Here is a 25,747-nt window from a genome sequence, read left to right on the forward strand (position 1 = left end):
GGAAAGCCGCATGATGTCTCGGGCCAGACGAAAGCCTCGCTTTTTCGCACACCTCCTCATGTTCATCGCGGTATCGGTGCTTGCCGGGGCCTTGGTGGCCGGTTTGGCGATCCCGTTCGTCGGCGCCGTGGGCCTGACTGCCAAGTCCGTGACCGACTCGTTCCAGGGCATGAGCCGTAACCTCCAAGTGCCGGCGCTGCCTGCACGCAGCCAGCTGCTCGCCTCGGACGGCAAGGTTCTCGCGACCTTCTATGACCAGAACCGGGTCGAGGTGAAACTGGACCAGGTGGCACCGGTGATGCAGCGAGCCCTCCTGGCGATCGAGGACGCGCGGTTCTACGACCACGGTCCGCTCGACATGCAGGGCACGCTGCGGGCGTTCGTCCGTAACCAGCAAGGCGGTGGGGTCTCGCAAGGTGGGTCGAGCATCACCCAGCAGTACGTCAAGCTGGTGCTCTTTGAGAATGCCAAGACTCCAGCCGAGCAAGCCAAGGTCACCGAGGCTTCCTACGCCCGAAAACTCCAGGAGCTGCGCTACGCCGTCGAGCTCGAGAAGACGATGACGAAGGACAAGATTCTGGAAAAGTACTTCAACATTGTCTACTTCGGTGACGGTGCCTACGGAATCCAATCCGCCGCGAAATACTATTTCAGCACCACGGCGTCCAAGCTGACTCTCAGCCAGGCGGCGATGCTGGCCGGTCTTGTCCGCGACCCCAATGGCCTCGATGTGAGGCGGAAGCCGCAGGCCGTTCTGGCCCGCCGAAACCTCGTCCTCTCCCGGATGGTGCACGAGGGGTTGATCCCGCCGAAGCAGGCAGCAGCGGCCGCGAAGACCCCGCTCGGGCTGCGGATGACCCCGTTCACGCAGGGCTGCTACTACTCGAAGTACCCGTTCTTCTGTGACTACGTGGCCGCGGTTCTGCTCTCCGACCCGGCGTTGGGCAAGACCCAGGAGGAGCGACAGCGAGCCCTCTACCGCGGTGGCCTGACAATCAAGTCCACCCTCGACATCCGGGCCCAGGAAGCAGCGCAGAAGGCGGTTTCGGAAACTGTCGCTCCGACAGACCTGATACATGGCGCGCTGTCGATGGTCGAACCGCGCACCGGATCGATCAAGGCGATGGCGCAGTCAAAGGGGTACGGCGAGGGCGAGGGTAAGACCTACGTGAACGTCAACGTGCCGCAGAGGCATGGCGGAGGTGTCGGGTTCTCGCCTGGGTCGACGTACAAGCCGTTCGTACTCGCCGCTGCCATTCGCCAAGGTATGCCGCTCACCGAAAGACTGCCGTCGCCAGGACGTACGGCAATCAGTCGGCCGGTGAAGAACTGCCCGAACGGTAGGCCGGGCTACAACAGCGACTTCTGGTCCATCGGCAACTCCACAAGCGCCGGGGCGACCAGCGACATGATCAGTGGTACGGGTCGCTCCGTCAACACGTACTACGCCAACCTGGAGGCAGAAACCGGAATCTGCGAACCGGCGAAGATCGCCACCAAGCTCGGGGCAGTCCGCGCCGACGGTCAGCCGCTGCTGCAGATCAAACCGTTCACGATCGGGGTCAACGAGATCGCACCCCTGTCGATGGCCGAGGCCTACGCCGCCTTCGCCGCTCGCGGCGTGCACTGTCGAGCAGTGCCGTTCACCCAGGTGCTCGACCGCCACGGCAACCCGCTCCCGGTGCGCGGGCCGGACTGCAAGCAGGCTATTCCCAAGGACGTTGCGGACAAGGTCAACTACGTGCTACGTCAGGTCGTCGACGGCACCGACTCCGGCCGGACCGGGCAGAAGATGAGCATGATGTCCGAAGGTCGCCAGGTCGCCGGAAAGACGGGTACGTCCGAGAGCCGCAAGGCCGTCTGGTTCATGGGCTACACCAGCAACCTGGTCGCCGCCGCTGCGGTGGCCGATGCCCACCCGGTACTGCGTTCCCTCATCGGCACCACGATCAACGGTCGGGTCGTTGGCGGCGATCAGGTCTGGGGTGGCACGCTCGCCGGCCCGATGTGGCTGACGGCCATGCGCGGAGCTCTCGAGGGCAAGAAGAGCCCCAACTTCGCCGAGCCCGCTCGGACAGCCGACTGAGAGAGGCCCAGCTGTGACCGTGGTCGCCCAGCGCTATCGTCGTCGAGGGCATCACCGCCGGATCGTTCCGGTAGAGCAGAGGAGCAGTCTTGTCGGCAGACCATCACTTCCCCCGCTACCACCTGCGGCCACCCACCGGATATGTCAACGACCCGAACGGGCCGGTGCGCATCGACGGTCGCTGGCACCTGTACTTCCAGTACACCCACGACACCGCCCACACTGGCTCGGTGGTGTGGGGTCACGCGAGCAGTGCGGATCTGGTGAGCTGGCGCTATCACCGCCCGGCCATGTCGCCGCAGCCCTACGGTGCCGACCGCAATGGTTGCTGGTCGGGCAACACCGTGGTGACCGACGACGGAGTGGTGGCGTTCTACTCCGGAATGCGGCAAGGACACCGCTACCAGTCGGTGCTCTCGGCTCTGTCGACCGACGGCGGGGAGTCGTTCGGGCCGCCCCACCAAGTCGTCGCGGACCCAGAGCCATCCGAGCAGGTAGAGCAGTTCCGCGACCCCTTCGTGTGGCGGGAGGACGGTCGCTGGTCCATGCTGGTCGGCGCCGGTGCGGTGCTTGGTGGCCCGTCCGCGCGCCTGTACACCTCCGACGATTTGGAGAAGTGGGCCTACCACGGCTCGTTCGCCACACCGAACGAGCGAGTGGGGCTCGGTGACATGTGGGAATGCCCACAGCTGGTGTCGTTCGGCGACCGCGAGGCGCTGCTGGTTTCCGCGTACGAGTTCGACAGGAGCGCTGCGAACCGCGTCCTTGCCGTCACCGGACATCGGTCGGGGCATGAGCTGATCCCCGAGTGGGTTGGCAAGGTTGATGCCGGACCGGACTTCTACGCCGCCTCGGTGCTGCGCGAGGGCGGCGACGGTCCGATCATGTGGGGCTGGGTCACCGAGAGCCGGGCGGCGGACTGGACCCATGAGGCCGACTGGTCGGGGATGATCTCACTGCCGCGCACCGTCAGCCTGACGCCGGACGGTCGCCTCGCCAGCGCACCCGTCGAAGCGCTCACGACCCTCCGGGAAGAAGAGATCGGACGATCCGTGCCTGCGCAGTTCGAGGTCGAGCTCGAGCTCAGTGGGCATCGCGGTGAGCGGACGAGAATGTCACTCGGCACCTCCGCCGGCGAACGGCTCGACGTTGTGGTCGACTGGGCAACCGGCCAGGTGCGTATCGACCGGGACCAAGCCAGCCGCGACCCGCGCGCCGAAGGAGGAAGTTACACCTTCGACGAGCCGGAAATCCTGTCCACCGGCACCATGTCGCTGCGCTGGTTCGTCGACGGTTCGGTCGGGGAGCTGTTCACCGGGTCCGGCCGCAGCGCAACTGTTCGGTTCTATCCCACCGAACCCCCACCGTGGACGCTTTCGCTGTCCGGGCTCACCGCGACTGACGAGGTGCACGTGTGGCGCCTGTGGGATTCCGGTCACGCCGGTCGCAGAACTCGCTCCGAAGGATGCCCATGAGGACTGTGTCGACGTACCGACCGGCGAGCCACTGATGTTCCCTCAGGCGGCCCTCCTCCACGAAGCCGACAGCCTGATAGGCACGAATCGCACGGCCATTCTCGGCGTGCGTCCGTAGCCATACCCGGCGGAGGTTCGCCAGTCGGAACGCGTAGTCGAGCAGGACCCGGATTGCGTCTCTGCCGTAACCACGTCCCCAGGAGTCCTTGTCACCAATGGTGATTCCGAGCTCCGCATGCCCGGCCGTTTCGTCGATGTCCTGCAGAAGGCATGTACCGATGAACCTCCCGTCGGCCTCGATGGCGAAGCGGCGCATCGGCTGTTGCTCGATCAACCGTTCGTACCATTTCTCGAGCCGCTCCATCGACGTCGGGGACGGCAAGTCCCCTGCGGCAAGGTCGACCTCGGGGTCGTTGTAGTACGAGAGGAGTACGGGCAGGTCCTCGCGCGTCACACCACGTAAGGTGACCTTCTCTCCAACAAACATCACACACCCCAGGGCTTGCTCGATCGATTCGTGCACGAGGTCTGAGGCTACCTTCCCGGCTCAGTCCCTTATTTTGCAGTGACTTCGGCCTTGGTGATCGGTGCTCGACGTCGGCAGGTGGGCATGGGTACCGCATCCGAGGGTCGTACGGCTGGGATCGAGCTGCGGGCGGCGGGGTGAGCGTCCTGCAAGGAGCTGCCCAAATCGTTCCAGCGCGGCCTCGCCCTGGTCGAGCATCTCTTCGGCGTAGGTGGGTCCGAACCGTTCGGCGACTGCGCCAACGAACATCGCGTTACTGAGGGCTCTCGCCCAAGCGTGACCCGCATCTGCCTGCCACGGATCCAGTGGACAGCCAGCGATGTCCTCCCACGCCCGAAGGTAGGCGGAGAACCCAGCCGAGGACCTGGTGGCGGATAGGGCAACGTCAAGCATGATCGGGCCCACCCGCGCGTTTCCCCAATCGATGAGTCGAGGCGGTCCATCCGCGTCTTCTGCAACGACAACGTTGAGGCCGTACACATCGCCGTGCAGAAGGGTGGCGGGTAGTACGTCCGGACCGGCGTAGATCCGCTCGTCGTAGGACCATCGATGCAGTAGATCCAGGGCACGGTCGTGAAGCGGATGGGGCGCTTTGCGCTGGGCATCGCGAATCCACGGCGAGGCGAAGTCCATCAGAGCCTCGCGACAGAACGCCTCATCGACTCGTCGAAGGTCTGCAGGCAGCGTGCTCGCTGTCCCGAGATGTCGATGGTGCAACCGCGCCAAGCTGGCGAACACCGTCCCCGGAACTTCCGCATCCCACGGCATGGTCGCGCCCGGATAGAACGGTGTCACGATCCACGGTCCGGACTGATCCGTGCCTGCGTCAATCAGCTCCGGGAAGGTGTCGGCAGCAGGCACAGACGCGATCTCCCGCAGGGCGATCACCTCGGCGGAGGATGCACGCTTCGCGACGACGTCGAACTGCTCCCTCCGGCCACTCGACCATACGGCGGTGACCTCGACCCGCTCGACCAGGAGGGAGCCAACGCCACCCGTCAGGGGATGCCGCTGTCCAACCTCAATGACGGCGAGATCGGGGTGAGTGCGCCGGAGCCACCGGACGAGGGCCGCCTTCCGGATCGGCACGTTCAGGTCGATCGGCGACGTCATGGGTCTTCAGGCCCCTCCAGGCGGTAGGTGACTTCTGCCATCACACTCCTACAACTGCTTCCCGCCGCAGACTCCGACGGGGACAAGGCGTGGTCGCATCACCGAAACCTAACGGCGCATCGGTCACCGCTGCGAGAGACGTTCGCGCGTAACTGCGCCCGGACCGTGGATGTCAGGAGGTGCGCGGTGCCACCAGGCCGGATTCGTAGGCGAGGACGACGAGCTGGGCGCGGTCGCGGGCGTGGAGCTTGACCATGGCCCGGTTGATGTGGGTTTTCGCGGTCAGTGGGCTGATCACCATGCGGGCGGCGATCTGGTCGTTCGACAGGCCCTGCGCGACCAGGGCGACGGCCTCGCGTTCGCGGTTTGTCAGGTCTTTCAGCGCCGTGTCGGTGCCGCTGTTGAGCGGTTGGGTGACGTACCGGTTGATCAGCTTGCGGGTGATCGACGGTGCGAGCAGGGCGTCACCGCGGGCGGCGACGCGTACGGCGTGCAGGAAGTCTTCCGGCTGGATGTCCTTGACGAGGAATCCGGCCGCGCCGGCGCGGAGCGCGTTGAAGACGTACTCGTCCAATCCGTAGTTGGTCAGGATGACGACGTGCACCCGCGCCAGGGACGGGTCCGCGGCGATGCGCCGGGTCGCTTCGATGCCGTCGATGACCGGCATCTGAATGTCGATGAGTGCGATGTCGGGCAGGTGTTGCCTGGCCAGCGCCAGGGTCTCGCTGCCGTCGGCGGCCTCGGCCACCACCTCGATGTCGTCCTCGACGTCAAGGAGCGCGCGGAATCCGCTGCGAATGAGCGGCTGGTCGTCGACCAGCAGGACACGGATCATGGTGTTTGATCCACAGGTAGTTCGGCCTGGACGGTGAAGCCGCCCTCGCTGCGCGGTGCCGCCCGCAGGTGACCTCCGAGGGCGGTGACTCGTTCGCGCATCCCGAGCAGCCCGACGCCGTGCACCGGCGCGGTGTCCGACGTGGCCTTGCCGTCGTCATCGACCCGGATGACCAGGGCGTCGGGACGGTAGTCGATTCGGACCGACGCGGTAGCGGCGGCGGCGTGACGGGCGATGTTGGTCAGAGACTCCTGAACGATCCGGTAGGCGGTCCGGTCCACTGCGGCCGGCACGTCGTTACGGCGTCCCTCGATCGTCAGCTTCGCGTCCAGGCCGGTCGTCCGGGCCCGTCGCACCAGCTCCGGAACGTGGTCGAGCCCATGCGGCGGGTTCTTGTCGTCGTCGCGCAGCGCCTCCAGGGTCGCGCGCAGTTCCCGGGCCGCCTCACGACCGGCCTCCCGGATCGCCAGCAGGGCCTCAGGCACCTGTTCCCCCCGCTTGCGGGCCAGGTGGACGGCGACTTCGGCCTGCACCTTGATGACGGAGATCTGGTGGGTGAGCGAATCGTGCAGCTCCCGCGCGATGTGCAGCCGCTCCTCGTTGGCGCGGCGCCGCGCGGTCTCCTCACGGGTGTGCTCGGCCGCATCCGCCCGGCGCTCGGCCTGCCGCAACGCTTCACCCGCCGCACCGGCGGCGATCAGCCAGGCCAGCTCCAGGGCGCCACGGGACTGCGTGAACGCCTCGCCCACGGGCCAGTCGTAGGGAGACGCGAGGATCGCGAGCGGAAGAGTAGCCAGCATGATCACCGAACCCGCCACCGTGACGATGCGGTGTCCCGCCCGTACGGCGGCATACACCGCGAACAGATACGCGACGGCAGGTACGTCGAAACCGACCGCCTGGTAGCCCAAGGCGCACAACCCGGTCACAGCCAGAACGGGAACCGGAGCCCAGCGGCGCGCGGCCAGCGCCAGACCGCCGGTTATCAACAACGCGTAACCCAGCAGGTCGAGATCCGTGGAGGGGTGTTGCCTGGACAGCCCCGCGACCATCAGGGTCGTCGCCACGCCAACGGCGATCACCCAGTCGCTGGCGCCGATCCGTCCCCTGCTCACACGTGCACCCTAGCCAGAGGTTTGGGCGGGCAACTCCTGCGTGCAGATGATCAGCCTCCTACCGCACACGCGGTAGCTTCGCGCCCCCTGCGGCGTCTGCGGCAGCCGGCTACGGCCTTGGCGGCAGCGCGAATTGTCTGCGTCCGCACAACGACCGATGGTGGGTCCAACGGACATGATCAGCGACGTCCAGTCGTAGGAGAGAAGGAGTACCTCATGTCCGTACGACACCTGCCTGCCGCCGGCGCTGCCGCCCTGCTCGGAGTATTGGGGCTTGCCACACCAGCAGCCGCGAACGTCTTGGTCCAGCCGGCCGCCGCCACTGCTTACACGATGACCGCCGGGCGTTTCTGGTCCTTGGTGGCCGCGCTACTGGGACTGGCCGGCGTGGTCATCGGCGGGCTGGCTCTGGCCCGGTCCGCCGGTCGTATCGGCGCCGGGGGGAGGGGCGCCATCCTGGCCCTGGCGGCGGGGCTGGCCGGTGCCGTCATCGGCGGGCTGGTTGTGGCCGCCGCCGACGGGGGTCCCGGCACCGGCTACGGAATAGTCGGAGGCTTCGTCGCCCTGGTGGTGGGACTGATCGCCATGGTCCTCGGCGGGCTGGCTCTAGCGCGCTCCCGCCGCGCCGGCTGAGCCGCTGACCGGCTGACCGGCTGACCGGCTGTGAACTCGAGCGCGCCCCGGCTTGCCCGAAGACCAAGCGTCGCCGCCCAACGAGCAGCTCCTCAAGTCGTGGCTCGGCGGTGTGGAGCCAGGGTGCGATCTATGCGTTCGGCGAGCCAGCTGTGTAGCTCGCCGGTCCCGTCGATAGCCCACGTCAGCAGGGCGCCACAGTAGATCGCGTACAGGCTGTCAGCGAGCACTTCGCACCGGTCGACCACGACGTCGCCATTCTTCGCGGCCTCTTCCAGCAGGGTGGTGAGTTCCGCCCGTAGGGACCGGCTGAGGTCCGCCGCGTGTCTGTGCAGATCCGGGTCGGTGAGGTCCAGTTGCAGGAACGCGAGGTTGTTGGCCACGCCCTCTCGAGTCGTGATCGGACCAGGCAGCGAGACGAGCGCTTTGCGGATCGCCTCCAACGGTCCGGGCGTAGCTGCTCGCGCGTCCTCGAAGATGCTGGCGACGCCGGCCGCTTCCCGGGAGGCAAAGGCGACCAGGAGGGCGCGCTTGGAGCCGAACCTCTGGGTCAGGCCCGGCGCGGACAGACCGGCTCGGCGCGCTACCGCCGCGAGAGTTAGCCCCGATGGGCCTACCGCAGTGACCACATCGGCAACAGCATCGAAAATTGCTTCGTCGCTGACGGAACGTGGACGTCCGGTCATGCCGACCACCTCAGAACCTTTACTTTACGAACGACCGTAAATTATTGTCTGTCGGCATGGCCATACAGCCCGACGCGACATATGCCTCCAACCACACCGGAAGGCGCCGCTTCGTCATCGTCCTGATCTGTGCGGCTCAGGCCATGCTCATCGTGGACGTCGTTGTCGTCAACGTCGCGTTGCCGTCGATCCGGAACGGTCTCGCCATCCCCGATGATCACCTCCAGCTCATCTCCGTCGCTTACACGCTGACCTTCGGCAGCCTACTGATCGCGTTCGGCCGGGCCGGTGATCTGCTCGGTCGCCGCCGGTTGTTCCTCCTCGGCCTCTCGCTGTTCACTCTCGCCTCGCTGTTCACTGGTCTAGCCCAGAACGAATGGCAACTGATCATCGCCCGAGCCGGGCAGGGTGTCGGCGCGGCGATGGTCGCACCGACGGCCCTGGCGCTGTTGACTACTGCCTTCGAACAGGGAGCCAGGCGAAACCGTGCACTCGGCTACTGGGCGGCGGTGAGTTCAGCGGGTGCAATCGGCGGGCAATTACTCGGTGGACTGATGACCGACACTCTCGGCTGGCGATGGATCTTTCTCATCAACGTTCCAGTCGGCGTCGTCACCGTCATCGCCGGCTGCTTCGTTTTCGCCGAGAGCCGCGACGACCGTCGGCCCTCCCTCAACCTACGCGGCGCGGTCCTGCTCGTCATTTCGGTGGCGTGCGGAATGCTCGCGATCACCCGGTTCGCCGAGGGCGGGCACAAAGATGAGGGAACATTTCTGCTGGTGGCGGCTGCCACCGCCTTGGTGGCGTTTATCATGGTGGAGCGTCGTCACAACACGCCGATCTTCGATCCACGACTCATCCGCAGGGGCAACGTGGTGGCTGCAAACGCGCTTCTTGCCGTGAATGCAGGGACGCTCGGAGGCACTCTGTTCTTTACGACGCTCTATTTGCAGCTGGTTCTCGGTTACTCACCTATGGAGGTGGGGTTCGCGTTTGCCCCCATCACGCTACTTATTCTCATCATTTCGCCACGGGCCGGCGCTCTCATCACCCGATATGGCGCCCGCCTACTCGTGCTGATCGGGTTCTGCCTGCTCGCTGGTGGAATGCTCCTACTCGCCCGAGTCCCGACGAACGGCAGCTACCTTCGAGACGTACTACCGCCGCTGTTTCTTCTCGCCATTGGCAGTGGTCTGTCATATGCCCCCACGTTTGCTGCAGGCACGGCGGGCGTTCCGGACCACGACCAGGGCCTGGCATCCGGACTACTCAACTCCGCACAAGAACTCGGCACAGCAGTTGGTGTCGCGGTCCTTGGCGCTCTGGCTGCTGCATCGACCATCGACACCACCGTCAACTCACTCGCTGCGGGTTACCGCACCGGACTCCTCACCGCCGCAGGTGCTTTGGTCGTCAGCCTTCTGCTCATCCGACAGGTTCCCGGCACGGGCCGAACTGCGTGATCTCGGCGAGGGTGAAACGGTCGGACCGGCGCCCCCACCATCCTCACCAGCTGCCGAACGTACGGCGGTAGTCGTTGGGTGCGACCCCGACGGTGCGGTGAAAGTGATGGCGCAGCAGGGCCGCCGAGCCGAATCCGCACTGTGTGGCGACCTCCTCGATGGTGAGTTCGGACTCTTCGAGGAGATGTCGGGCGTGAAGCACTCGTTGGGTGGACAGCCAGCGGTTCGGTGTTGTCCCGGTCTCGGCGAGGAACCTGCGGGCGAAGGTGCGTTCGGACATCTTGGCCCGGCGGGCCAGCGTCGCGACGGTGTGCTCGGCGGCGATGTTCTCGCGCATGAAGGTGAGAAGTGGCCCGAGGCTGTCCGCTGCACACTGCGGGATGGGTAGCTCGATGTACTGGCGTTGTCCTCCGTCGCGTTGGGGCGGCACCACCATCCGGCGGGCGATGGTCGTGGCGGGACCTGAACCGAGTTCGCGGCGGACCAGGTGCAGGCAGGCGTCGATCCCTGCTGCGGTCCCTGCGCTGGTGATGATGTTGCCGTCCTCGACGAACAGGACGTCCGGGTCGAGTCGGGCGTTGGGGAAGCGGGCGGCGAACGCGTCGGCGTAGTACCAGTGGGTCGCACACCGCCGGCCATCGAGCAGCCCGCTGGCGCCGAGTACGAACGCACCGCTGCAGACCGACAGCAGGATGGATCCGGCATCTGCGGCGGACCGTAGCGCGTCGAGGACTGCCGAGGGGTACTCGTCGCGGACCTTGGCCGCCGGAACGGCAACGACATCGGCACCGCTGATCGCGTCCAGCCCCGCCTCGGGGATGACCTGGACACCGATGCTGCTTCGCAACGGCTCACCCGGCCGCTCTCCACATACCCGAAACTCCATCGGCGGCACGCCCTCGTCAGTCCGGTCGATTCCGAAGACCTCACACACGACACCGAACTCGAACGGTGCGAATTCCTCGATCAGGACGACGGCAACGGTGTTGAGCATGCCCGCGAGACTAGCTGGCAGGATATTGCGGCACAACGTCAGAGCTGCCACTGGTGGCGGGATTTAGCTGGGCGCAAGCTTCATGCCATGGACGTACTCCTCGCCCTCGCCGCCATCGGATTGATCATCGTCTGGCTTGCCCGCCGCGGCGCGGCCCAGACGGGTCCGCGCTCTCGCCTTGCCGGCAGTACCGACATCATCGACCGAGACGCCGCTCGCGTGGTCGCCGACCTCCGCGCCCGCCAACCGGGCCGAGGCGACGCCCGCAGCTCCGCCGGCCCACCTTTGTAGCGTACGCGCAATGCGCAGTCCGCCCGCGGAGAGTCCAGTGGTGCATGTCACACGCCACGCGCCGTTGCCTAGCTGTTGCGAGTACGCAATACTAGTGCCGCGCACGCACTAATCCAGGACGATCGCCCGCGACGAGGACGTCGGATCATTCGCGCCTCCTGGCCCACGTTCGCACCACCCCACGTGCTCCAGAGAGGACGGTCAATGATCACGTCTGCCCAGGCTGCCAGGTTGCTGGATCGTGACATCCAGCCGGTCTACGGCCCGGAGGCGAGGCAGCTGCTCCAGGACCAGACCGTTCTGGTGACCGGTGCCGGTGGCTCCATTGGGAGCGAGATCGCTCGGCAGGCCCTGCAGCTCGGTGCCGGATGCGTCTACTTCCTCGATCAGGACGAGTACGCGTTGCACAGCCTCCAGCTCGACCTGTACGGCGTCGGGTTGCTCGATGATGAGAGGTTCGTCCTGTGTGACATCCGTGACCGGCACAGCGTCGACCGGATCTTCGCCGAGGCGAAGCCGTCGATCGTGTACCACGCGGCCGCGCACAAGCACCTGCCGCTGCTCGAGAGGTCGCCGGTCGCCGCGGTCCAGACCAACGTGCTCGGAACTCGGACGATCGCACGCGCCTGCATCGAGAACGGCGTACAGCGGTTCATCAACATCTCCACTGACAAGGCGGCACATCCGAGCTCGGTGCTCGGGATGACGAAGCGGCTCGCCGAACTCGTCACCTCGTCCGTGGCCGGCCTGGGAACGCGGGTTGCGTCGGTTCGGTTCGGCAACGTGCTCGGAAGTCGAGGCTCGTTCTTTCCCACGCTGGCGTGGCAGATCGCCTCGGGCCGGACAGTGAAGGTGACCCACCCCGACGTGTCGCGGTACTTCATGACGATTCCCGAGGCGGCCGGCCTGGTGATGGAGGCGTCGGTCCTCGCCAGTAAGGGCGAGACCTGCCTCAGGAGTTGACCCGATGGGCTGGCTGATCATCCTGGCGGCGGTGGTCCTTCTGCCGCTGCTGGCGGTCGCGGTCGACGCGATCGCTGGACTCAGATCTCGCAACAAGGAGTACGAATTTGGCGACCTGCGGAGCTCGGACTTCGAGGTCCTGGTCCCGATCTACGGCAGCGTCACCTATCTCGAGAACATCGACTACCTGTCCCAGTACGGCGGAAAGGTGGTGCTCTGCACGACTGCCGGTGAGACACAGCAATTCTACGACGAGCTCTACCGCATCTGCTTCCAGAACAACTTCCGGCTGTTCGTCGCGACCTTCGGCCGCACGGACAACGTCCACAAGCGTTCGACTTCTGGCACCATCAGGGACCGGCTGATCCGGGATGCGCTCCCGCTCGTTCAGGCGACCTACGTCGTTCCGGTCGACGCCGACACCACCACGACAGCGCCGCTGGACGCGCTCGTCGGTGAGCTGGAACGGAAGGGATACGACCTCGCCTCCGTTCGGCTGGTGCCGCAGAACACCGACACCTTGCTCGCGCGGCTGCAGGGATACGAGTACCGGTTGGCGATGCAGTTCCGGTTCCTGGCCACCTGGTTGGTCTCCGGTGCCTGCCATGTTGCGCGCACAGACGTACTCACCGATGTCATGAACCGTCACTCCCTGTTCTTCCAGGGCAACGACGTCGAGATCGGCTTGATCGCACGACTGCGCGGCTACCGTGTCGGCCACATCCCCTTCGAGGTGCCGACCGTCGTGCCGGCTTCGTTCAAGGCCTGGGTCCGACAACGGTTGGCGTGGGCCGGTGGGGAGTTCAGGCTGTTCGTGGTCAACTTCCGCTACGTCGTACGCCACCCCTTCCTCTGGGTCTATGGCGGGCTGGTCACCATCGCCCTGTTCCCGATGCGGTGGCTCGCGTTCGCGGGCCCGGGGGAGAAAGTGCTCTACTGCACCGGCCTGGTCGCGACGCTGGCCTTGTATGTCGCGCTCGTCCTGCGCCTTCACTGGCGGAACCGCAGTTGGAGCCTGATGGTGATGCCGCTCTACATGCTTGCCACCAGCATGATCATGACGCCGCTCGGCATCGCTTGGTACTGCTGGATGGCATGGAAGGACCGGAACGCCGGAGTCATCCATCCAGGCCGGGTGCGGCGTCAGTCCGAGATTCCGTCTCCACGGCCTGAACCCGCGCACGCGTGGGTACGGCACTACATCTAGGGCGACGCCGGCCCAACCACGTACCGGCGGAGGCATCCTTCGTACTCCCCGCCGTAAAGCCGGGTCTCGCTCCGATCTCATCAGGAGTTGTCACATGCGACGGATCGTCCTCATGCTTTCCGCTCTCGCGCTTGCCGGCTGCGGACTTGACCCCACCGGGTCGAGTCCACCGGTCGAGCCGCACACCGCGTCGTCCGCCGCATCGCAGAAGCCGACCGCCAAAGCCGAACCGACAACGACCCCGACGCCGAGCTCGACATCACGTGCGGCAGCAAGAGCCGGGCAGGGGGAGCGGTCCGGCTGGTCGCAGGTGGTCGACATCGTTGACGGAGACACGATCAAGGTCAGCGCAGGCGGGGCGATCGAGACCGTCCGGCTGATCGGCCTCGACACGCCCGAGACAAGGCATCCCGACAAGCCGGTCCAATGCTTTGGACCGGAGGCCACCACCCACGCGCGTGATCTTCTCGAGGGCGAACAGGTCAGGCTCGAGACAGATGCCACCCAAGGGCGGCTGGACAGGTACGGACGCACACTTGCATACCTGTGGCTGCGCGACGGGCGACTGATCAACGAAACCATGATCTCCGACGGATACGGTCGCGAATACACCTACGACAAGCCATACCGCTACCAGTCAAGACTTCAGGCCGCCGAACGTGCCGCACGAAAGTCGATGACAGGACTGTGGAAGGCGTGCCAGGCCAGCCCCAAGCCGCCTGCTCCGAAACCGGCAGCTCCGGAACCGGCACCTCCGAAGCCAGTGCCCGCACAGTCGGTCGACAAGCGCTACGACACCTGTGCCGAAGCGAACGACGCGGGCCTCGGGCCCTACGTGCGAGGTCAGGACCCCGAGTACGACTGGTACCGCGACGCCGACAGCGACGGCATCGTCTGCGAGACCTGACCAGGCGAGGCTCTTGGCGGTCAGAATCCGCGCCGGTTGCCGTTCGAGCTGCGGACGTACGGCGGTTCCAGGATCTCGCGCTGGCGTGGTGTGCAGTTCTTCACCATGTCGTCTGGCCAGCCGTCCTCGAAGGCGCCCCATGTCGAGTTGCCGGGGGAGAACTTGTACAGCAGGGAGATCCTCGGATGTGACCCGGTCCACGGTGCGGAGCCGTGACACATGGCCTCGGTGAAGATGAGGGCGTCGCCGGCCCGCATGGGCACGGTCACCGTGTGCGAGCTGTCTGTCCAGTCGACGATCTGGCTCGGCGAGGGGAACGCGGACTTGTGACTGCCCGGCACACAGGCGAAGCCGCCGTCACCGGGTCCGCAGTCGGTGAGCGCAAAGGTCACGACGGTGAGGCCGCAGGAGATCCGGCCGTTCTGCACGTGGTAGTAGCCGTGTGGGGTGAACGGCTCTCCGCCGTGATGCAACCGCTGCGCTTCGCCACCGGTCGACTTGAAGATCGGATACACGTGGTCCAGGCGGAAGTGTGGGCCGAGCCATTCGGACAGGTACGGCTCGATGCGTGGGTGGTCGATCAGGTCCCAGAAGGCGCGTCCGAGCGAGAGGATGTCGCCCTGGTGCGAGGTCTGTCCTGGCACCGAGGTGTCCCACCATCCGGTCTGCTCCAGCAGCCGTCGCAGCTCGGCCACAGTGGCCGGGTCCAGGACCTGGGGCAGCACGAGGTAGCCCTGGCAGTCGAACAGATAACGGTCCATCTCCGAGACACTCATCGGCAAAACCCAGCTCCTTCGGCGAGGTCCGACGGCAACGCCGTCCACTCTCCGCGACGCTCACGCACGGGGTCAAGCGATCGGGGCAGGCACACCGGGTGCGCGGCCCATGCCCGTGGCCAGACTGGCCGATCCTGGCAATGGTCGGCGTCTTCGCCCGACCGCGACGTGTCCACCCGGTGTCCAGTCACCGCGGGGTGAGTCGGATCACCGGGTACTCCCGGTCGGACTTTGCTTGGTACTTCGCGATGCGGGGCTGGGCGGCGGCGATACGCTGCCATGCCTGCTCACGGTCGGCGTCCTCGAGCCGGTGCGGTATCACCGGGACGGCATCGCGACCGGGCAGCTCGATCGACGCTCGGTCGGAGTTCGCCATCAAGTTGACGTACCAGTCCGGGTGCTGGCTCCCACCGCCCGATGCGACGATCAGTCGGGCGTCATCGCCGTCAGCGAACCACGCCAGGGGCGTTTCCCGCGGCTGCCCGTGTCGGCGACCAACCGTGTGCAGGATCAGTACGTCCATGCCCATGAACGTGCCGCGGCCACGTCGGATCCCCCGGCTCATGCGAGCGTTCATTTTCCGCTGCATCCACCGTGAAAACGTTCCGGGCGTACCAGGCCCGCGCCGTGCACGACTGCCTGCCTGCTGTTTCTGTGTCATTTACTACCTCCAGTAAGTCCATCCGTCTGGCGACACAGTCACGCTAGGTGCGGCTCGGTGGCCGGCGCTTCTCGATTCCTGATCGGTCTGGTCGCCTGCCTCGCCGCGCATCAGCTCGAGAGGCTCTCGAAGGGAGCGCCGCCCTGGCACGGCCGTTCTCGGGCACCGCCAGGTCGGCGGGCGTGATCCCGACGCAGCCGCCCCTCTGCCTCCCGACGTGCGATGGAAATTTGCTGTGAATCGATAGCCATGGCAACGGGTTCAGGTCAGGCCAGGTGGCGAGGTGAACGGGGCGACGGCGCTCGGGCGAGGCTTTTCGTCGCAGAGCGATGAGAATTGCCGCCGAGCCAGGTCATATACGTCAGACTGGCGGACACTCGCGGCCCGCGTCGATGTCTGGCGGGCGAGAAAGGGGAGACGAATGACCGGTGTACGGCTCCTGGTTGGCACACGTAAGGGTGCATTTGTCCTGACCTCGGACGGCAAGCGGCAGGACTGGCAGGTCGCCGGGCCGCACTTCGGCGGGTGGGAGGTCTATCACGTCAAGGGCTCACCCGCAGACCCCGACCGGTTGTACGCCGCACAGAGCGGCGGGTGGTTCGGTCAGGTGATCCAGCGTTCCGACGACGGAGGCGCCACGTGGACGCCGGTCGGGAACGACTTCACCTACGACGGCGTACCCGGCACCCACCAGTGGTACGACGGCACTCCTCACCCGTGGGAGTTCGCGCGCGTCTGGCACTTCGAACCCTCGCTGTCAGATCCCGACTCCGTCTACGCCGGTGTCGAGGACGCCGCTCTGTTCCGTACGACCGACGGCGGCCAGACCTGGCACGAGCTCCCCGGTCTGCGCGAACACGGCTCCGGGCCCTCCTGGCAGCCGGGAGCCGGCGGGATGTGCCTGCACACGATCCTTCTCCATCCGAGTGATCCCGAACGCATCTTCGTCGCGATCTCCGCGGCCGGTGCGTTCCGCACCGATGACGCCGGCAAGACATGGCTGCCGATCAACCGCGGCCTGAAGTCCGAAGGAATCCCCGACCCCGAAGCCGAGGTCGGCCACTGCGTCCACCGACTCGCGATGCACCCCTCCCGCCCCGACGTGCTCTTCATGCAGAAGCACTGGGATGTCATGCGCAGCGACGACGCCGGCGCCACCTGGCACGAGATCAGCGGCAACCTGCCGACCGACTTCGGGTTCCCGATCGGCGTGCACGCACACGAACCCGACACGATCTACGTCGTCCCGATCAAGAGCGACTCCGAGCACTACCCGCCCGAGGGGAAGCTTCGTGTCTACCGCAGCCGTTACGGCGGGAACGACTGGGAACCACTGACGCAGGGCCTGCCCCAGAGCAACTGCTATGTCAACGTTCTTCGGGACGCGATGGCCATCGACACGCTCGACTCCTGCGGTGTGTACTTCGGGACCACAGGCGGACAGGTCTACGGCTCGGCCGATGCCGGAGACAGCTGGACGCCCATTGTCCGGGACCTGCCGGCCGTCTTGTCGGTCGAGGTCCAGACACTGCCATGATCCGCGTCGTACTCCCTGCCCACCTTCGCACTCTCGCGAAGGTGGGACGCGAGGTGGAGCTGCCGCTCGACGGTCAGGCCACCACCCAGCGCATGGTTCTCGACGCGCTCGAGGCACGCTATCCGACGTTGCGTGGGACGATCCGGGACCCGGCGACCGGCAAACGCCGTGCGTTCGTACGCTTCTTCGCCTGCAAGCAGGACCTCTCGCACGAGCATCCCGACACCCCTCTGCCCGACGCAGTGATCCAGGGAGCCGAGCCATTCCTGGTCATCGGCGCCATGGCGGGCGGATAGCCGGCTGTTCGGTCCGTCGGCGGGCCGACTCGGCGATGCCCTCAGGCGACATCCCGTAGGGACGCGGTCTTCGCCGACCACGAAGGGTCCATCAGGACGGGCGGGGGGCGCGCCGGTCCTTTCGCTGGGCGAGCTCTTCATCGTCGACCAGGGTGAGCATCGGCTTGCCGGGTTCGCACAGCATCGTGACGGTGAAACGGAGCGGGATGTCGTCGCGGTTGTTGCCGTCCTGGTAGTGGATGACGTCGCCTCCCGGCTCCCAGAACGCCTCACCGGCGGGTACGACGCGCTCCGGATGCCCTTCGACCTCCAGGAGCATCTCGCCTTCCAGCACGTAGCCGAACGCGGGGCCAGAGTGCCGGTGCGGCGGCGTACCAGGGTCGCCGGCCGGGAACTCTACGACCACCGTCATCGCATGTGCTCCCGTCGGGATGAAGGGCGGCTCGGCCTCCTGCACGGTGGTGAATGCCGTCTGCCATGCGGTTGATCTGGGCTTCGCCTCGGCGGTAGCAGGATCGGTGCGTGGCATGGGAGTACCTCCTTGATCGGATGGGTGTGGGTGGAGTCGGCGCGCTATCTGCCGGCCGCGATCCGGCCCGGCCAGTCGGCATACGTGGTCTCTCCGAGCACAGCGTCGTCGCCCGGCACCAGGGTGTGTTCGCCCGCCTTGGCACCGAAGTAGCGCGCGTCCGGGTCCGTGACCACCTGACGCGGATCTCCCCAGCCGGCCAGGGCGTCCCGGAAGAAATCGTCCATCCGGCTCTGCTCGGGCCCGGCAATCTCGACCCTGCCGTTCAACGGCGTTCCCATCGCGACCATGGCCACCGCCTGGGCTACATCGTCGCCTGCGATGGGCTGGAAGAGTACGGGCGGCATTCGGACGGTCCCGTCCTCCGTGGCGGTGTCGGCCATGCGGCGAACGAACTCGAAGAACTGCGTCGCGCGCACAATCGAGTACGGGATCGACGAGTCCGCGATCAGGGTCTCCTGAGCGAGCTTCGCCCGGAAGTAGCCGCTGTCGGGTAGCTGCCCCGTCCCCACCACGGACAGCGCGACATGGTGGCGTACGTCGGTCGCTGCCTCCGCCGCGAGCAGGTTGCGGGTGGAGGTCTCGAAGAACTCCAGAACCGCGGTGGCTTCGAAGGACGGGGAGTTCGCCACGTCGATCACCACGGCCGCGCCGGCCAGGGCTTCCGCCAGCCCTTCGCCGGTCAGGGTGTCGACGCCGGTGCTCGGCGCTGCCGCAACCACCTCGTGGCCGGACGCGCCAAGCCTGGTGACAAGCTTCGACCCGATGAGTCCAGTGCCGCCGATAACGACGATCTTCATCACACGCCTCCCCTCTCGAAAAGGGGGGCACGGTGCAAGCAACGGAATGACACTGCCCACGTTACCGGGGGCTCCCTGCCGTCCGGATCGCCCGGAATCTGCGTAGACGGGTTGACCCGACCCGGATGAGATGTCCTACTATCTAAATTAGATAACAGGGTTTCATAATTGGTATGGAGTTCTCCTGTCCGCAGTGGATCCGGCCGGCGCGGCCGTGCGACAGGCCAACGCGGCGGCCTGCCTGGCAGTGCTGCGGGACCACGACGGCCCGCTCACCATTGCCGAACTCGCGGTCGCGACCGGGCTCGCGCGACCGACCGTCGAAGCGGTGATCGGTGACCTGCTCGAGACGGGTCCGGTTCGGCCGGCTCGTCCGCGGCGCAGTCCAGGAGCCGGCCGTCCTGCGCGGGCGTACACCTTCACCGCCGGAGCCGGGCGGGTCGCCGGGATCGACATCGGTAGCGGCAGTGTCCGGGTCCGGATCGCCGACCTGGCCGGCGAGATCGTCGGGCGGGCGGAGGCGATCGTGCCCGCCGGAGTCGACGGCTCCGGTCGGCTCCGGGTCGTTCGCGACACTGTCCGTCAGGCGATCCGCGCCTCGGGGGCAGACCCGGCCGACCTGCGCGCCGCTGGGCTCGGCGTACCAGGGATCCTTGATCACGACGGCCGGATCACCCAGAGCCTGGCGGTGCCCGACTGGGTCGGTGTCGACCCGGCCGACCGACTCTCGGCGTCCTGGGGCTGCCCGGTGCTGGTCGAGAACGACATCAAGCTGGCCGCCCTGGCCGAGCAGCGGCTCCGGGCCGAGCCGGCCGGCGCCGCCAGACCTGCATCCGGCGCCGCAACGGACAACGACCTGGTCTTCCTCCAGATCGGCCACCGGATTTCGGCGGCGTTGGTCATGAACGGCGCGATCCTGCAGGGCCGGCACCGGTTGGCCGGCGAGCTGGGCAGCCTCCGCGGCATGCGGTGGACCGAGTCCTCGCTTCGCGGCCGGCTGCGCTGGCGCACCGCACGCACCGGGCAGCAGGTGTTTGCCCGGGCCCGGGAGGGTGATCGGCGTGCCACGGCGGAGATCACCGAGTTCTGTGCCGAGATCGCACCGAAGATCGCCATCATCGCGTTGACCGTCGACCCGGCGTTGATCGTCATCGGCGGCGGGCTGTCCCGGGCCGGCGACGACCTGATCGTCCCGTTGACCGAGGCCGTTCACCACATGTTGATGACCGACGGCAAGCCAGTGATCACCACCTCGCTGCTGAAGTCCAACGGCACCCTCTGCGGCGCCCTCGGCTCCAGCTTCGAGACTCACTCGCCCCAGATTCTCGGCGTTGCCCGTGTGCCGCCTCGCTGGCATCGCTGGCCCGGCACCTTCGACGCACCTGTCTCCGACGTACTCGTTTCCGGCGCCTCCACATCCGGCGCCCCCACATCCGGCGCCCTCACATCCGGCGCCTCCACATCCGACGCACCGCCCGTACCCACCCGATCGACGACTGTTCCTCACCGTCCAAAGAAGGGGATGGCCAGATGAAGTTCGGATTCAGCTCCTACAGCTTCCATCAGCGGCTCAGCACGGGGGCGATGACCCTGTTCGATGTGATCGACTGGGTGGCTGACAGCGAAGGCGAGCACCTCGAACTCGCCTCGATCTATTCGGGCGCGGACAGCCCGGTGCCCAATACCGACTCAGATCCCGCCTTCGTCGACAAAGTAGTCGAACACGCGGGCCACCGTGGGGTCACGCTGTCCAACATGGCGATCGGCGCGAGTTTCCTCGGTGACGACGCCGAGAACGCGGCCGAGGTGGAACGGGTCAAGGCCCACGTCGATCTGGTCGAACGGCTGGGCATCGCGATGATGCGACACGACGTGGTCCGCCATGGCGGGATCGAGGGCGACGACACGCCGGTGTTCGAGGCCGCACTGCCGAATATCGTCAAGGCCAGCAAGGAAATCGCGCAGTACGCGGCGACCAAGGGCGTCACGACCAGCCTGGAGAACCACGGCTTCTTCGTCCAGAGCAGCGACCGGGTGCGCCGGATCGTGCATGCCGTCGACGAGCCGAACTTCAAGACCACGCTGGACATCGGGAACTTCCTCTGCGTCGACGAGGATCCGACCGTCGCAGTCCCGGCCAACCTGCCGTACGCCATGATCGTCCACTTCAAGGACTTCTACGTCCGGCCCGCCGACCGTAACCCAGGCGAGGGCTGGTTCCGCAGCCGGGGCGGCAAGTACCTCCGCGGCGCGATCGTCGGCAATGGCGACCTCGATACCTGGAGCGTCGCGAGATCGATCAAGGAGTCCGGCTACGACGGTTACGCCTCGATCGAGTTCGAGGGTCACGAGGACTGCCTGATCGGCTGCAGCCGCGGCATCGCCAACGCCAAGCGCATCTACGACGAAGCCTGATACCAGAACACATCACTCGAGGAGACTCATGCAGCAGGTCAAGATCGGCGTTGTGGGCACCGGTGGCATCGCCGGTTGTCATCTCAAGGCCTACCAGGGCAACCCGCGCGCGGAGTTGCTCGCGGTCTGCGACATCAACGCCGACCGAGCCACCGCGGTGGCCAAACAGTGGGGCGCCGGTCGTTCCTACAGCGACCCGGCGGATCTGTTCGCCGACCCCGACGTCGACGCGGTGAGCATCTGCACCTGGAACAACACCCACGCCGAACTGGCAGCCGCCGCGGTCGAGGCCGGCAAGCACGTCCTGGTGGAGAAGCCGATGAGCCGCACCTACGCCGAGGCGCAGAAGCTGGAGGACGTGGTGAACGCCCACGACCGCATCCTCCAGGTCGGTTTCGTCCGGCGGCACTCCGCGAACTGCCGAGTACTGAAGTCGTTCATCGACGCCGGCGACCTGGGTGAGATCTACTACGCCAAGGCCAGCTGCATCCGGCGGACAGGAAATCCGGGTGGCTGGTTCGCCAACAAGGCCATCTCCGGCGGTGGTCCGTTGATCGACATCGGCGTGCACGTGATCGACCTGTGCTGGTACCTGATGGGGTCGCCACGGGCAACCTCGGTCAGCGCCAACACGTACGAGAAGCTGGGCAACCGGTCCAACATCACCACCCTGCCGCGGTGGCAGGTGGCCGACTACGACCCGACCAAGAACGACGTCGAGGACATGGCCAATGCTCTGATCAGGTTCGACAACGGCGCATCGTTGATCATGGACACGTCGTACTCGCTGCACGCGCCGGACGACTCGCTCGTGGTTTCGGTGTATGGGGACAAGGGCGGGGCCGACCTCGAGCCGAAGCTGCAGATCGCGTCCGAGAAGCACGAGACGATCCTGAAGGTGACGCCGCAGATCGGGTTCGACTCCTTCGACCTCGACGACGGCTTCTCCCACGAGATCGAGAACTTCGTGGCAGCCTGCCTGGGCGAGGCCGAGAGCATCGCACCGGTCTGGCAGGGTGCGGAAATGATGAAGATCCTGGACGGCGTCTACACCTCCGCCGCCCAGGGCAAGGAAGTCCAGGTCTAGGGCACGGTCAGCGCGAGGAGCTGAACAGATCGGGCTCGTCGGTGTCTGCCATGTGACCACCGCAGTCGAAGAACTCCCGCATCGTCTGCGGGTCGTTGATGAGGCCGCCGTGGACGGTCAGATCACTGTCGCGGAAGCGCCGAATGAGTTCGGCGTCCCACAGCCGCGGCGGGTAGTTCAGACGGTCCATGCCGGTCGCCCGCACGAACGCGAGCGGATCGGCCAGGGGTTGGGTGACGATGGGCAGCACCACGATCGGCGCAGCCTCGTCGTGCCAGCGCGCCGAGGTCCGATGCCGCCTGGCCGCCAGCACCGAGTCCAGGCTGAAGCTCATCACCACGACCCGATCCGCCGCTGCATGGCGGCACACCGTCTCGATCACGCGCTCGGCGACCCGATCGGCCCAGCTCGCCTTCAGCTCGATGTTCAGCCGGGCCCGGCCCTGGGTCAGCTCGAGCACCTCGTCGAGGGTCGGCACCCGTTCGCCGGCGAAATCGGCGCCGTACCACGAGCCGGCGTCCAGTGCCTGGACCTCTTCAGCGCTCAACGACCGGACCGCGCCGGTGCCACTCGTCGTCCGATCGAGGTGCGAGTCGTGAATGACGACCAGCTGATCGTCGCTGGTCAGGTGCACGTCCAGCTCGAGCGCGGCCGCTCCTTTTGACAGGGCGGTCTGGAAGGCATTCACGGTGTTCTCCGGCGCCAACCGGCTCGCACCGCGATGCGCTGCGACGACGCCTTCGGTGCGGGCAAGGGACGCACTGGATGCCGTGGCTGTCATTGGTGACTCCTCGAGGACCGGGGGCGGCAGGCCGAGAGCCTATCGGCCGCCCCCACGCCTGCCTGTTGTCTCCGAGCGCCAGGCCCCGCCTGCGCGACGCGCGCGCATGCACGCGTGCGCAGCCCCGGCCCCGGCGTCTCGGCGTACGCAGGAAGAAATGTGGTTTCGCTCCATTGCCGGCACTGGTAATGTCTCGTGGCTCGTCGTACGACAGTAGTGTCGGAGAGTAGGGACCGAACCGAGCCGGTTGCGCCGCCGTCTTCGAAGGCGGCCCTGGAGCGAGGGCCCGCGCCAACTGCTGACGAGCTGCCTGACAACACCGTGGAGGCCTCCGTCATGCCCTCTACCCACCCCAGTCCCGCCGCCCATTCGCCCGGCGAGTCCGCGATCGATGCCGGGGACGATCCAGAACTCACCGCGGAGCGTGGGCACCTCGCGGCTGCTCGCGCCGCACTGGAACGCATGCACGCTGAGGTCGGTGAGACCGAAACGCCGATGATCGTGAATGCCGGCACGGACAGCTACTGGGACAACAAGTTCTATCAGTGGACGCGAGAACACCGCGCCGAGGTCTTGTTGGACCAGCCGCGGATCCCGCTGTTCTTCGGGCGACTGGACTGTGAGCCCGGCGCGGTGTTCGACCGCGTGGAGCGTGGGACCGCATCCGGGCCAGGAGCCGGTGGCGACGTCGACCGGATCTACATCGGCCGGCGGCACATCCGAGAGCCGGACGGTACGCCGCTGGTGATCGACTGGCGGGCGCCGGTCGCCGTACCCTTCTACCGGGCCGGGCCAGCCGATCCCCAACGCGTCCTGGAGCGCCGCCGCCACGGCTTCTCCCACGAACCCGGCCCGAGCGGATACGTCGAGTTGACGGCGTACGAGGACGAGCTGGTGAGCGGCGCCTCGATGGCTGCCGCGGAAGGCTTCTCGCACCTGGTGACGGCGGAGATCGAGCGGCCACGGTCGGGTCCGATGCGCGACATCGTGGCGACGATCCAGGCCGACCAGGACGTGCTGGTCCGCGCCCCCCTGGACACCACGATCTGCGTGCAGGGAGCACCCGGGACCGGCAAGACCGCGGTCGGTCTGCACCGGGTCGCCTATCTGCTGTACGCCGAACGAAGCCGGCTGGCCCGGGACGGCGGAGTCGCCATCGTCGGTCCGAACCGCTCGTTCCTGGCCTACATCCGGCATGTCCTACCCGCGCTCGGCGAGGTCTTCGTCCAACAGCTCACGTTCTCGGATCTGATCCGACGCTACTTCCCCGACCACGCGATGGCGGCTGAGGAGGAGTCGGCCGTGACGGTCACGGTGAAAGGCGACGCCCGGATGGCAGCGGTCCTGCGGCGCGCGCTGTGGTCCGGTGCCCGGGTCGGCGACGAGGTGGAGGCGCTGGTCTACAGCAAGGGAGCGAGTCGCTTCCGGGTACCTGACTACGAGGTGCGCGAGATCGTCGCGGGCGTCCTCGAGACCGCCACCCGCTACGCCGCCGGCCGCACCACCCTCGCGCAGCGCCTTGCTCACGTGGTGCTGGTGCGCATGGAGCAGCGCGGTGGGACGCCCGACGATCGGACCCAGAACGCGGTGGCCAGGTCGGCTCCCGTCAAACGGATCCTCAGTCAGGTGTGGCCGCAGCGTACGCCGGAACAGGTGCTGCACCGGCTCCTGTCCGACGCCGAGTTCCTCGCCGACATGGCCGGCGACGAGCTCACGGCCGAGGAACAGAAAGCCCTGCTCTGGCCGAAGCCCTACCGGTCGGTGAAGTCCGCCCGCTGGTCCGAAGCAGACCTCGTACTCCTGGACGAACTGGGGGAGCTGCTCGAGAGTGGTCCCCGCCGCGGCCACCTGGTGGTCGACGAGGCGCAGGACCTCTCTTCGATGCAGCTCCGCGCGCTGGGCCGGCGCTGTCGTACGGCGACCGTCCTGGGCGACCTCGCCCAGGCCACCACCCCGTACGCCTCGACCTCCTGGCGGAGCGTGCTGGACCACCTGGGGGCGGGCGAGTCCGCCGAGCTGGTGGAGCTGACCCGCGGCTTTCGGGTCCCGGCCGCGATCATCTCCTACGCCGCCAACCTGCTGCCCGCACTGCAGCCAGACCTGGCCGAGCCGGTGAGCCTCCGGCGTGCGACGGGTGCACTGGAGGTCACCGCGGTCGACGGGCCCGAGGTGGTTGCCGAGGACATTGTCCAAGCCTGCTTGCGGATCGACGAACAGGGTGGGCGCGCGGGCTCGATCGGCATCATCGCCGCCGATGCGGAGATCGAGCAGGTCTTCGACCAGCTCGCTGTCGGTTCCGCCCGATCTCGCTTGGACAGGGTCGGGTTGGCACCCGGAATGCTCGGCCGCACCGAGAACGCGTTGGAGCACTTCCGGCTGGTGTGCGTGCCGGCCTCGCTGGCGAAGGGCCTGGAGTTCGACGGCGTCGTCGCGGTCGAACCAGCCCGCATCGTCGACGCCGAACCACGCGGGCTGAACCGGCTGTACGTCGTGCTCACCCGCGCGGTGTCCGCGCTCGTCGTACTGCACGCCCGGCCGTTGCCGGCCGAACTCGTCGGGTAGGCGGGTGGC

General features: G+C 66.9%; 25 protein-coding genes. 14 read left to right on the forward strand and 11 right to left on the reverse strand.

Going from position 1 to position 25,747, the window contains the following annotated elements; all coding sequences use genetic code 11:
* Positions 1 to 58 precede the first annotated feature (58 nt).
* Both ABN034_RS27560 and ABN034_RS27565 read left to right on the forward strand, forming a co-directional pair.
* Positions 59 to 2,086, forward strand: coding sequence for a transglycosylase domain-containing protein (locus tag ABN034_RS27560; RefSeq protein ID WP_349693891.1), 2,028 nt, complete (start codon positions 59 to 61; stop codon positions 2,084 to 2,086).
* Positions 2,087 to 2,175: 89 nt separating this feature from the next.
* Entirely contained in the window at positions 2,176 to 3,561 is a 1,386-nt protein-coding gene (locus ABN034_RS27565) for a glycoside hydrolase family 32 protein (RefSeq protein ID WP_349693892.1), read from the forward strand.
* On the opposite strand, the gene ABN034_RS27570 is transcribed toward ABN034_RS27565, so the two are convergent.
* The 4 genes from ABN034_RS27570 to ABN034_RS27585 form a co-directional block, all read right to left on the reverse strand.
* On the reverse strand, positions 3,476 to 4,048 hold the full coding sequence (locus ABN034_RS27570; protein ID WP_349693893.1) for a GNAT family N-acetyltransferase: 573 nt from the start codon (positions 4,046 to 4,048) through the stop codon (positions 3,476 to 3,478). The two genes, ABN034_RS27565 and ABN034_RS27570, sit on opposite strands and share 86 nt — an antisense overlap.
* Positions 4,049 to 4,108: 60 nt before the next feature.
* Entirely contained in the window at positions 4,109 to 5,200 is a 1,092-nt protein-coding gene (locus ABN034_RS27575; RefSeq protein WP_349693894.1) for a phosphotransferase family protein, read from the reverse strand.
* 172 nt (positions 5,201 to 5,372) lie between these two features.
* On the reverse strand, positions 5,373 to 6,035 hold the full coding sequence (locus tag ABN034_RS27580; RefSeq protein ID WP_349693895.1) for a response regulator: 663 nt from the start codon (positions 6,033 to 6,035) through the stop codon (positions 5,373 to 5,375).
* Complete coding sequence (locus ABN034_RS27585; protein ID WP_349693896.1) at positions 6,032 to 7,150, reverse strand: sensor histidine kinase; 1,119 nt, start codon at positions 7,148 to 7,150, stop codon at positions 6,032 to 6,034. Before ABN034_RS27585 ends, ABN034_RS27580 begins: the two co-directional genes overlap by 4 nt.
* A gap of 216 nt (positions 7,151 to 7,366) precedes the next feature.
* Here ABN034_RS27585 and ABN034_RS27590 point away from each other — a divergent pair, with 216 nt between their 5' ends.
* Positions 7,367 to 7,783, forward strand: coding sequence for a DUF6223 family protein (locus ABN034_RS27590; protein ID WP_349693897.1), 417 nt, complete (start codon positions 7,367 to 7,369; stop codon positions 7,781 to 7,783).
* Positions 7,784 to 7,875: 92 nt separating this feature from the next.
* On the opposite strand, the gene ABN034_RS27595 is transcribed toward ABN034_RS27590, so the two are convergent.
* Positions 7,876 to 8,469 carry a TetR/AcrR family transcriptional regulator gene (locus ABN034_RS27595; protein WP_349693898.1) on the reverse strand — a complete coding sequence of 198 codons (594 nt, stop codon included), beginning with the start codon at positions 8,467 to 8,469 and terminating at the stop codon, positions 7,876 to 7,878.
* Positions 8,470 to 8,525: 56 nt separating this feature from the next.
* Between ABN034_RS27595 and ABN034_RS27600 the strand changes: the two genes are divergently transcribed.
* Entirely contained in the window at positions 8,526 to 9,932 is a 1,407-nt protein-coding gene (locus ABN034_RS27600) for an MFS transporter (protein WP_349693899.1), read from the forward strand.
* Between the two features lie 43 nt (positions 9,933 to 9,975).
* Here the strand turns inward: ABN034_RS27600 and ABN034_RS27605 are convergent, their stop codons facing one another.
* Positions 9,976 to 10,926: a GlxA family transcriptional regulator gene (locus ABN034_RS27605; RefSeq protein ID WP_349693900.1), complete on the reverse strand. Its 951-nt coding sequence runs from the start codon at positions 10,924 to 10,926 to the stop codon at positions 9,976 to 9,978.
* Between the two features lie 87 nt (positions 10,927 to 11,013).
* Here ABN034_RS27605 and ABN034_RS27610 point away from each other — a divergent pair, with 87 nt between their 5' ends.
* From ABN034_RS27610 to ABN034_RS27625, 4 genes are all read left to right on the forward strand, one after another.
* Positions 11,014 to 11,217, forward strand: a complete 204-nt coding sequence (locus ABN034_RS27610; RefSeq protein WP_349693901.1) for a hypothetical protein — start codon at positions 11,014 to 11,016, stop codon at positions 11,215 to 11,217.
* A gap of 204 nt (positions 11,218 to 11,421) precedes the next feature.
* Entirely contained in the window at positions 11,422 to 12,180 is a 759-nt protein-coding gene (locus ABN034_RS27615; protein WP_349693902.1) for an SDR family NAD(P)-dependent oxidoreductase, read from the forward strand.
* A gap of 4 nt (positions 12,181 to 12,184) precedes the next feature.
* Positions 12,185 to 13,387, forward strand: coding sequence for a glycosyltransferase family 2 protein (locus ABN034_RS27620; protein ID WP_349693903.1), 1,203 nt, complete (start codon positions 12,185 to 12,187; stop codon positions 13,385 to 13,387).
* 94 nt (positions 13,388 to 13,481) lie between these two features.
* Positions 13,482 to 14,294, forward strand: a complete 813-nt coding sequence (locus ABN034_RS27625) for a thermonuclease family protein (RefSeq protein ID WP_349693904.1) — start codon at positions 13,482 to 13,484, stop codon at positions 14,292 to 14,294.
* A gap of 20 nt (positions 14,295 to 14,314) precedes the next feature.
* Here the strand turns inward: ABN034_RS27625 and ABN034_RS27630 are convergent, their stop codons facing one another.
* Entirely contained in the window at positions 14,315 to 15,070 is a 756-nt protein-coding gene (locus ABN034_RS27630; protein ID WP_349693905.1) for a phytanoyl-CoA dioxygenase family protein, read from the reverse strand.
* Positions 15,071 to 15,257: 187 nt separating this feature from the next.
* On the reverse strand, positions 15,258 to 15,635 hold the full coding sequence (locus ABN034_RS27635; protein WP_349693906.1) for a nitroreductase family deazaflavin-dependent oxidoreductase: 378 nt from the start codon (positions 15,633 to 15,635) through the stop codon (positions 15,258 to 15,260).
* A 517-nt stretch (positions 15,636 to 16,152) separates the two neighbouring features.
* Here ABN034_RS27635 and ABN034_RS27640 point away from each other — a divergent pair.
* Both ABN034_RS27640 and ABN034_RS27645 read left to right on the forward strand, forming a co-directional pair.
* Positions 16,153 to 17,268, forward strand: coding sequence for a WD40/YVTN/BNR-like repeat-containing protein (locus ABN034_RS27640; RefSeq protein ID WP_349693907.1), 1,116 nt, complete (start codon positions 16,153 to 16,155; stop codon positions 17,266 to 17,268).
* Positions 17,265 to 17,564: a MoaD/ThiS family protein gene (locus ABN034_RS27645; RefSeq protein ID WP_349693908.1), complete on the forward strand. Its 300-nt coding sequence runs from the start codon at positions 17,265 to 17,267 to the stop codon at positions 17,562 to 17,564. Before ABN034_RS27640 ends, ABN034_RS27645 begins: the two co-directional genes overlap by 4 nt.
* Positions 17,565 to 17,655: 91 nt before the next feature.
* Here the strand turns inward: ABN034_RS27645 and ABN034_RS27650 are convergent, their stop codons facing one another.
* Together ABN034_RS27650 and ABN034_RS27655 are read right to left on the reverse strand one after the other, a co-directional pair.
* A complete protein-coding gene (locus ABN034_RS27650) occupies positions 17,656 to 18,093 on the reverse strand; it encodes a cupin domain-containing protein (protein ID WP_349693909.1) in 438 nt (145 codons plus the stop codon).
* A 44-nt stretch (positions 18,094 to 18,137) separates the two neighbouring features.
* Entirely contained in the window at positions 18,138 to 18,893 is a 756-nt protein-coding gene (locus ABN034_RS27655; protein ID WP_349693910.1) for an SDR family oxidoreductase, read from the reverse strand.
* 193 nt (positions 18,894 to 19,086) lie between these two features.
* Between ABN034_RS27655 and ABN034_RS27660 the strand changes: the two genes are divergently transcribed.
* The 3 genes from ABN034_RS27660 to ABN034_RS27670 are packed head-to-tail and all read left to right on the forward strand — an operon-like array spanning position 19,087 to position 22,395.
* Positions 19,087 to 20,427, forward strand: coding sequence for an ROK family transcriptional regulator (locus ABN034_RS27660; RefSeq protein WP_349693911.1), 1,341 nt, complete (start codon positions 19,087 to 19,089; stop codon positions 20,425 to 20,427).
* Positions 20,424 to 21,308, forward strand: coding sequence for a sugar phosphate isomerase/epimerase family protein (locus ABN034_RS27665; RefSeq protein WP_349693912.1), 885 nt, complete (start codon positions 20,424 to 20,426; stop codon positions 21,306 to 21,308). The genes ABN034_RS27660 and ABN034_RS27665 overlap by 4 nt, the downstream gene beginning before the upstream one ends.
* A gap of 28 nt (positions 21,309 to 21,336) precedes the next feature.
* Complete coding sequence (locus ABN034_RS27670; RefSeq protein ID WP_349693913.1) at positions 21,337 to 22,395, forward strand: Gfo/Idh/MocA family protein; 1,059 nt, start codon at positions 21,337 to 21,339, stop codon at positions 22,393 to 22,395.
* A gap of 7 nt (positions 22,396 to 22,402) precedes the next feature.
* On the opposite strand, the gene ABN034_RS27675 is transcribed toward ABN034_RS27670, so the two are convergent.
* The gene (locus tag ABN034_RS27675) at positions 22,403 to 23,176 is read right to left on the reverse strand and encodes a glycerophosphodiester phosphodiesterase (RefSeq protein WP_349693914.1); all 774 of its coding nucleotides are present in this window, start codon (positions 23,174 to 23,176) and stop codon (positions 22,403 to 22,405) included.
* 336 nt (positions 23,177 to 23,512) lie between these two features.
* Here ABN034_RS27675 and ABN034_RS27680 point away from each other — a divergent pair, with 336 nt between their 5' ends.
* Positions 23,513 to 25,738, forward strand: coding sequence for a HelD family protein (locus tag ABN034_RS27680; RefSeq protein WP_349693915.1), 2,226 nt, complete (start codon positions 23,513 to 23,515; stop codon positions 25,736 to 25,738).
* Positions 25,739 to 25,747 lie beyond the last annotated feature (9 nt).

This window comes from Actinopolymorpha sp. B11F2 (assembly GCF_040195635.1).
Lineage (GTDB): Bacteria > Actinomycetota > Actinomycetes > Propionibacteriales > Actinopolymorphaceae > Thermasporomyces.

Coding starts and splice junctions, on each gene's coding strand:
- ABN034_RS27560 (WP_349693891.1), top strand. CDS start 59: ATGTTCATCGCGGTATCGGTGCTTGCCGGGGCCTTGGTGGCCGGTTTG.
- ABN034_RS27570 (WP_349693893.1), bottom strand. CDS start 4,048: ATGTTTGTTGGAGAGAAGGTCACCTTACGTGGTGTGACGCGCGAGGAC.
- ABN034_RS27575 (WP_349693894.1), bottom strand. CDS start 5,200: ATGACGTCGCCGATCGACCTGAACGTGCCGATCCGGAAGGCGGCCCTC.
- ABN034_RS27580 (WP_349693895.1), bottom strand. CDS start 6,035: ATGATCCGTGTCCTGCTGGTCGACGACCAGCCGCTCATTCGCAGCGGA.
- ABN034_RS27590 (WP_349693897.1), top strand. CDS start 7,367: ATGTCCGTACGACACCTGCCTGCCGCCGGCGCTGCCGCCCTGCTCGGA.
- ABN034_RS27595 (WP_349693898.1), bottom strand. CDS start 8,469: ATGACCGGACGTCCACGTTCCGTCAGCGACGAAGCAATTTTCGATGCT.
- ABN034_RS27600 (WP_349693899.1), top strand. CDS start 8,526: ATGGCCATACAGCCCGACGCGACATATGCCTCCAACCACACCGGAAGG.
- ABN034_RS27605 (WP_349693900.1), bottom strand. CDS start 10,926: ATGCTCAACACCGTTGCCGTCGTCCTGATCGAGGAATTCGCACCGTTC.
- ABN034_RS27610 (WP_349693901.1), top strand. CDS start 11,014: ATGGACGTACTCCTCGCCCTCGCCGCCATCGGATTGATCATCGTCTGG.
- ABN034_RS27615 (WP_349693902.1), top strand. CDS start 11,422: ATGATCACGTCTGCCCAGGCTGCCAGGTTGCTGGATCGTGACATCCAG.
- ABN034_RS27620 (WP_349693903.1), top strand. CDS start 12,185: ATGGGCTGGCTGATCATCCTGGCGGCGGTGGTCCTTCTGCCGCTGCTG.
- ABN034_RS27625 (WP_349693904.1), top strand. CDS start 13,482: ATGCGACGGATCGTCCTCATGCTTTCCGCTCTCGCGCTTGCCGGCTGC.
- ABN034_RS27630 (WP_349693905.1), bottom strand. CDS start 15,070: ATGAGTGTCTCGGAGATGGACCGTTATCTGTTCGACTGCCAGGGCTAC.
- ABN034_RS27635 (WP_349693906.1), bottom strand. CDS start 15,635: ATGAGCCGGGGGATCCGACGTGGCCGCGGCACGTTCATGGGCATGGAC.
- ABN034_RS27640 (WP_349693907.1), top strand. CDS start 16,153: ATGACCGGTGTACGGCTCCTGGTTGGCACACGTAAGGGTGCATTTGTC.
- ABN034_RS27645 (WP_349693908.1), top strand. CDS start 17,265: ATGATCCGCGTCGTACTCCCTGCCCACCTTCGCACTCTCGCGAAGGTG.
- ABN034_RS27650 (WP_349693909.1), bottom strand. CDS start 18,093: ATGCCACGCACCGATCCTGCTACCGCCGAGGCGAAGCCCAGATCAACC.
- ABN034_RS27655 (WP_349693910.1), bottom strand. CDS start 18,893: ATGAAGATCGTCGTTATCGGCGGCACTGGACTCATCGGGTCGAAGCTT.
- ABN034_RS27665 (WP_349693912.1), top strand. CDS start 20,424: ATGAAGTTCGGATTCAGCTCCTACAGCTTCCATCAGCGGCTCAGCACG.
- ABN034_RS27670 (WP_349693913.1), top strand. CDS start 21,337: ATGCAGCAGGTCAAGATCGGCGTTGTGGGCACCGGTGGCATCGCCGGT.
- ABN034_RS27675 (WP_349693914.1), bottom strand. CDS start 23,176: ATGACAGCCACGGCATCCAGTGCGTCCCTTGCCCGCACCGAAGGCGTC.
- ABN034_RS27680 (WP_349693915.1), top strand. CDS start 23,513: ATGCCCTCTACCCACCCCAGTCCCGCCGCCCATTCGCCCGGCGAGTCC.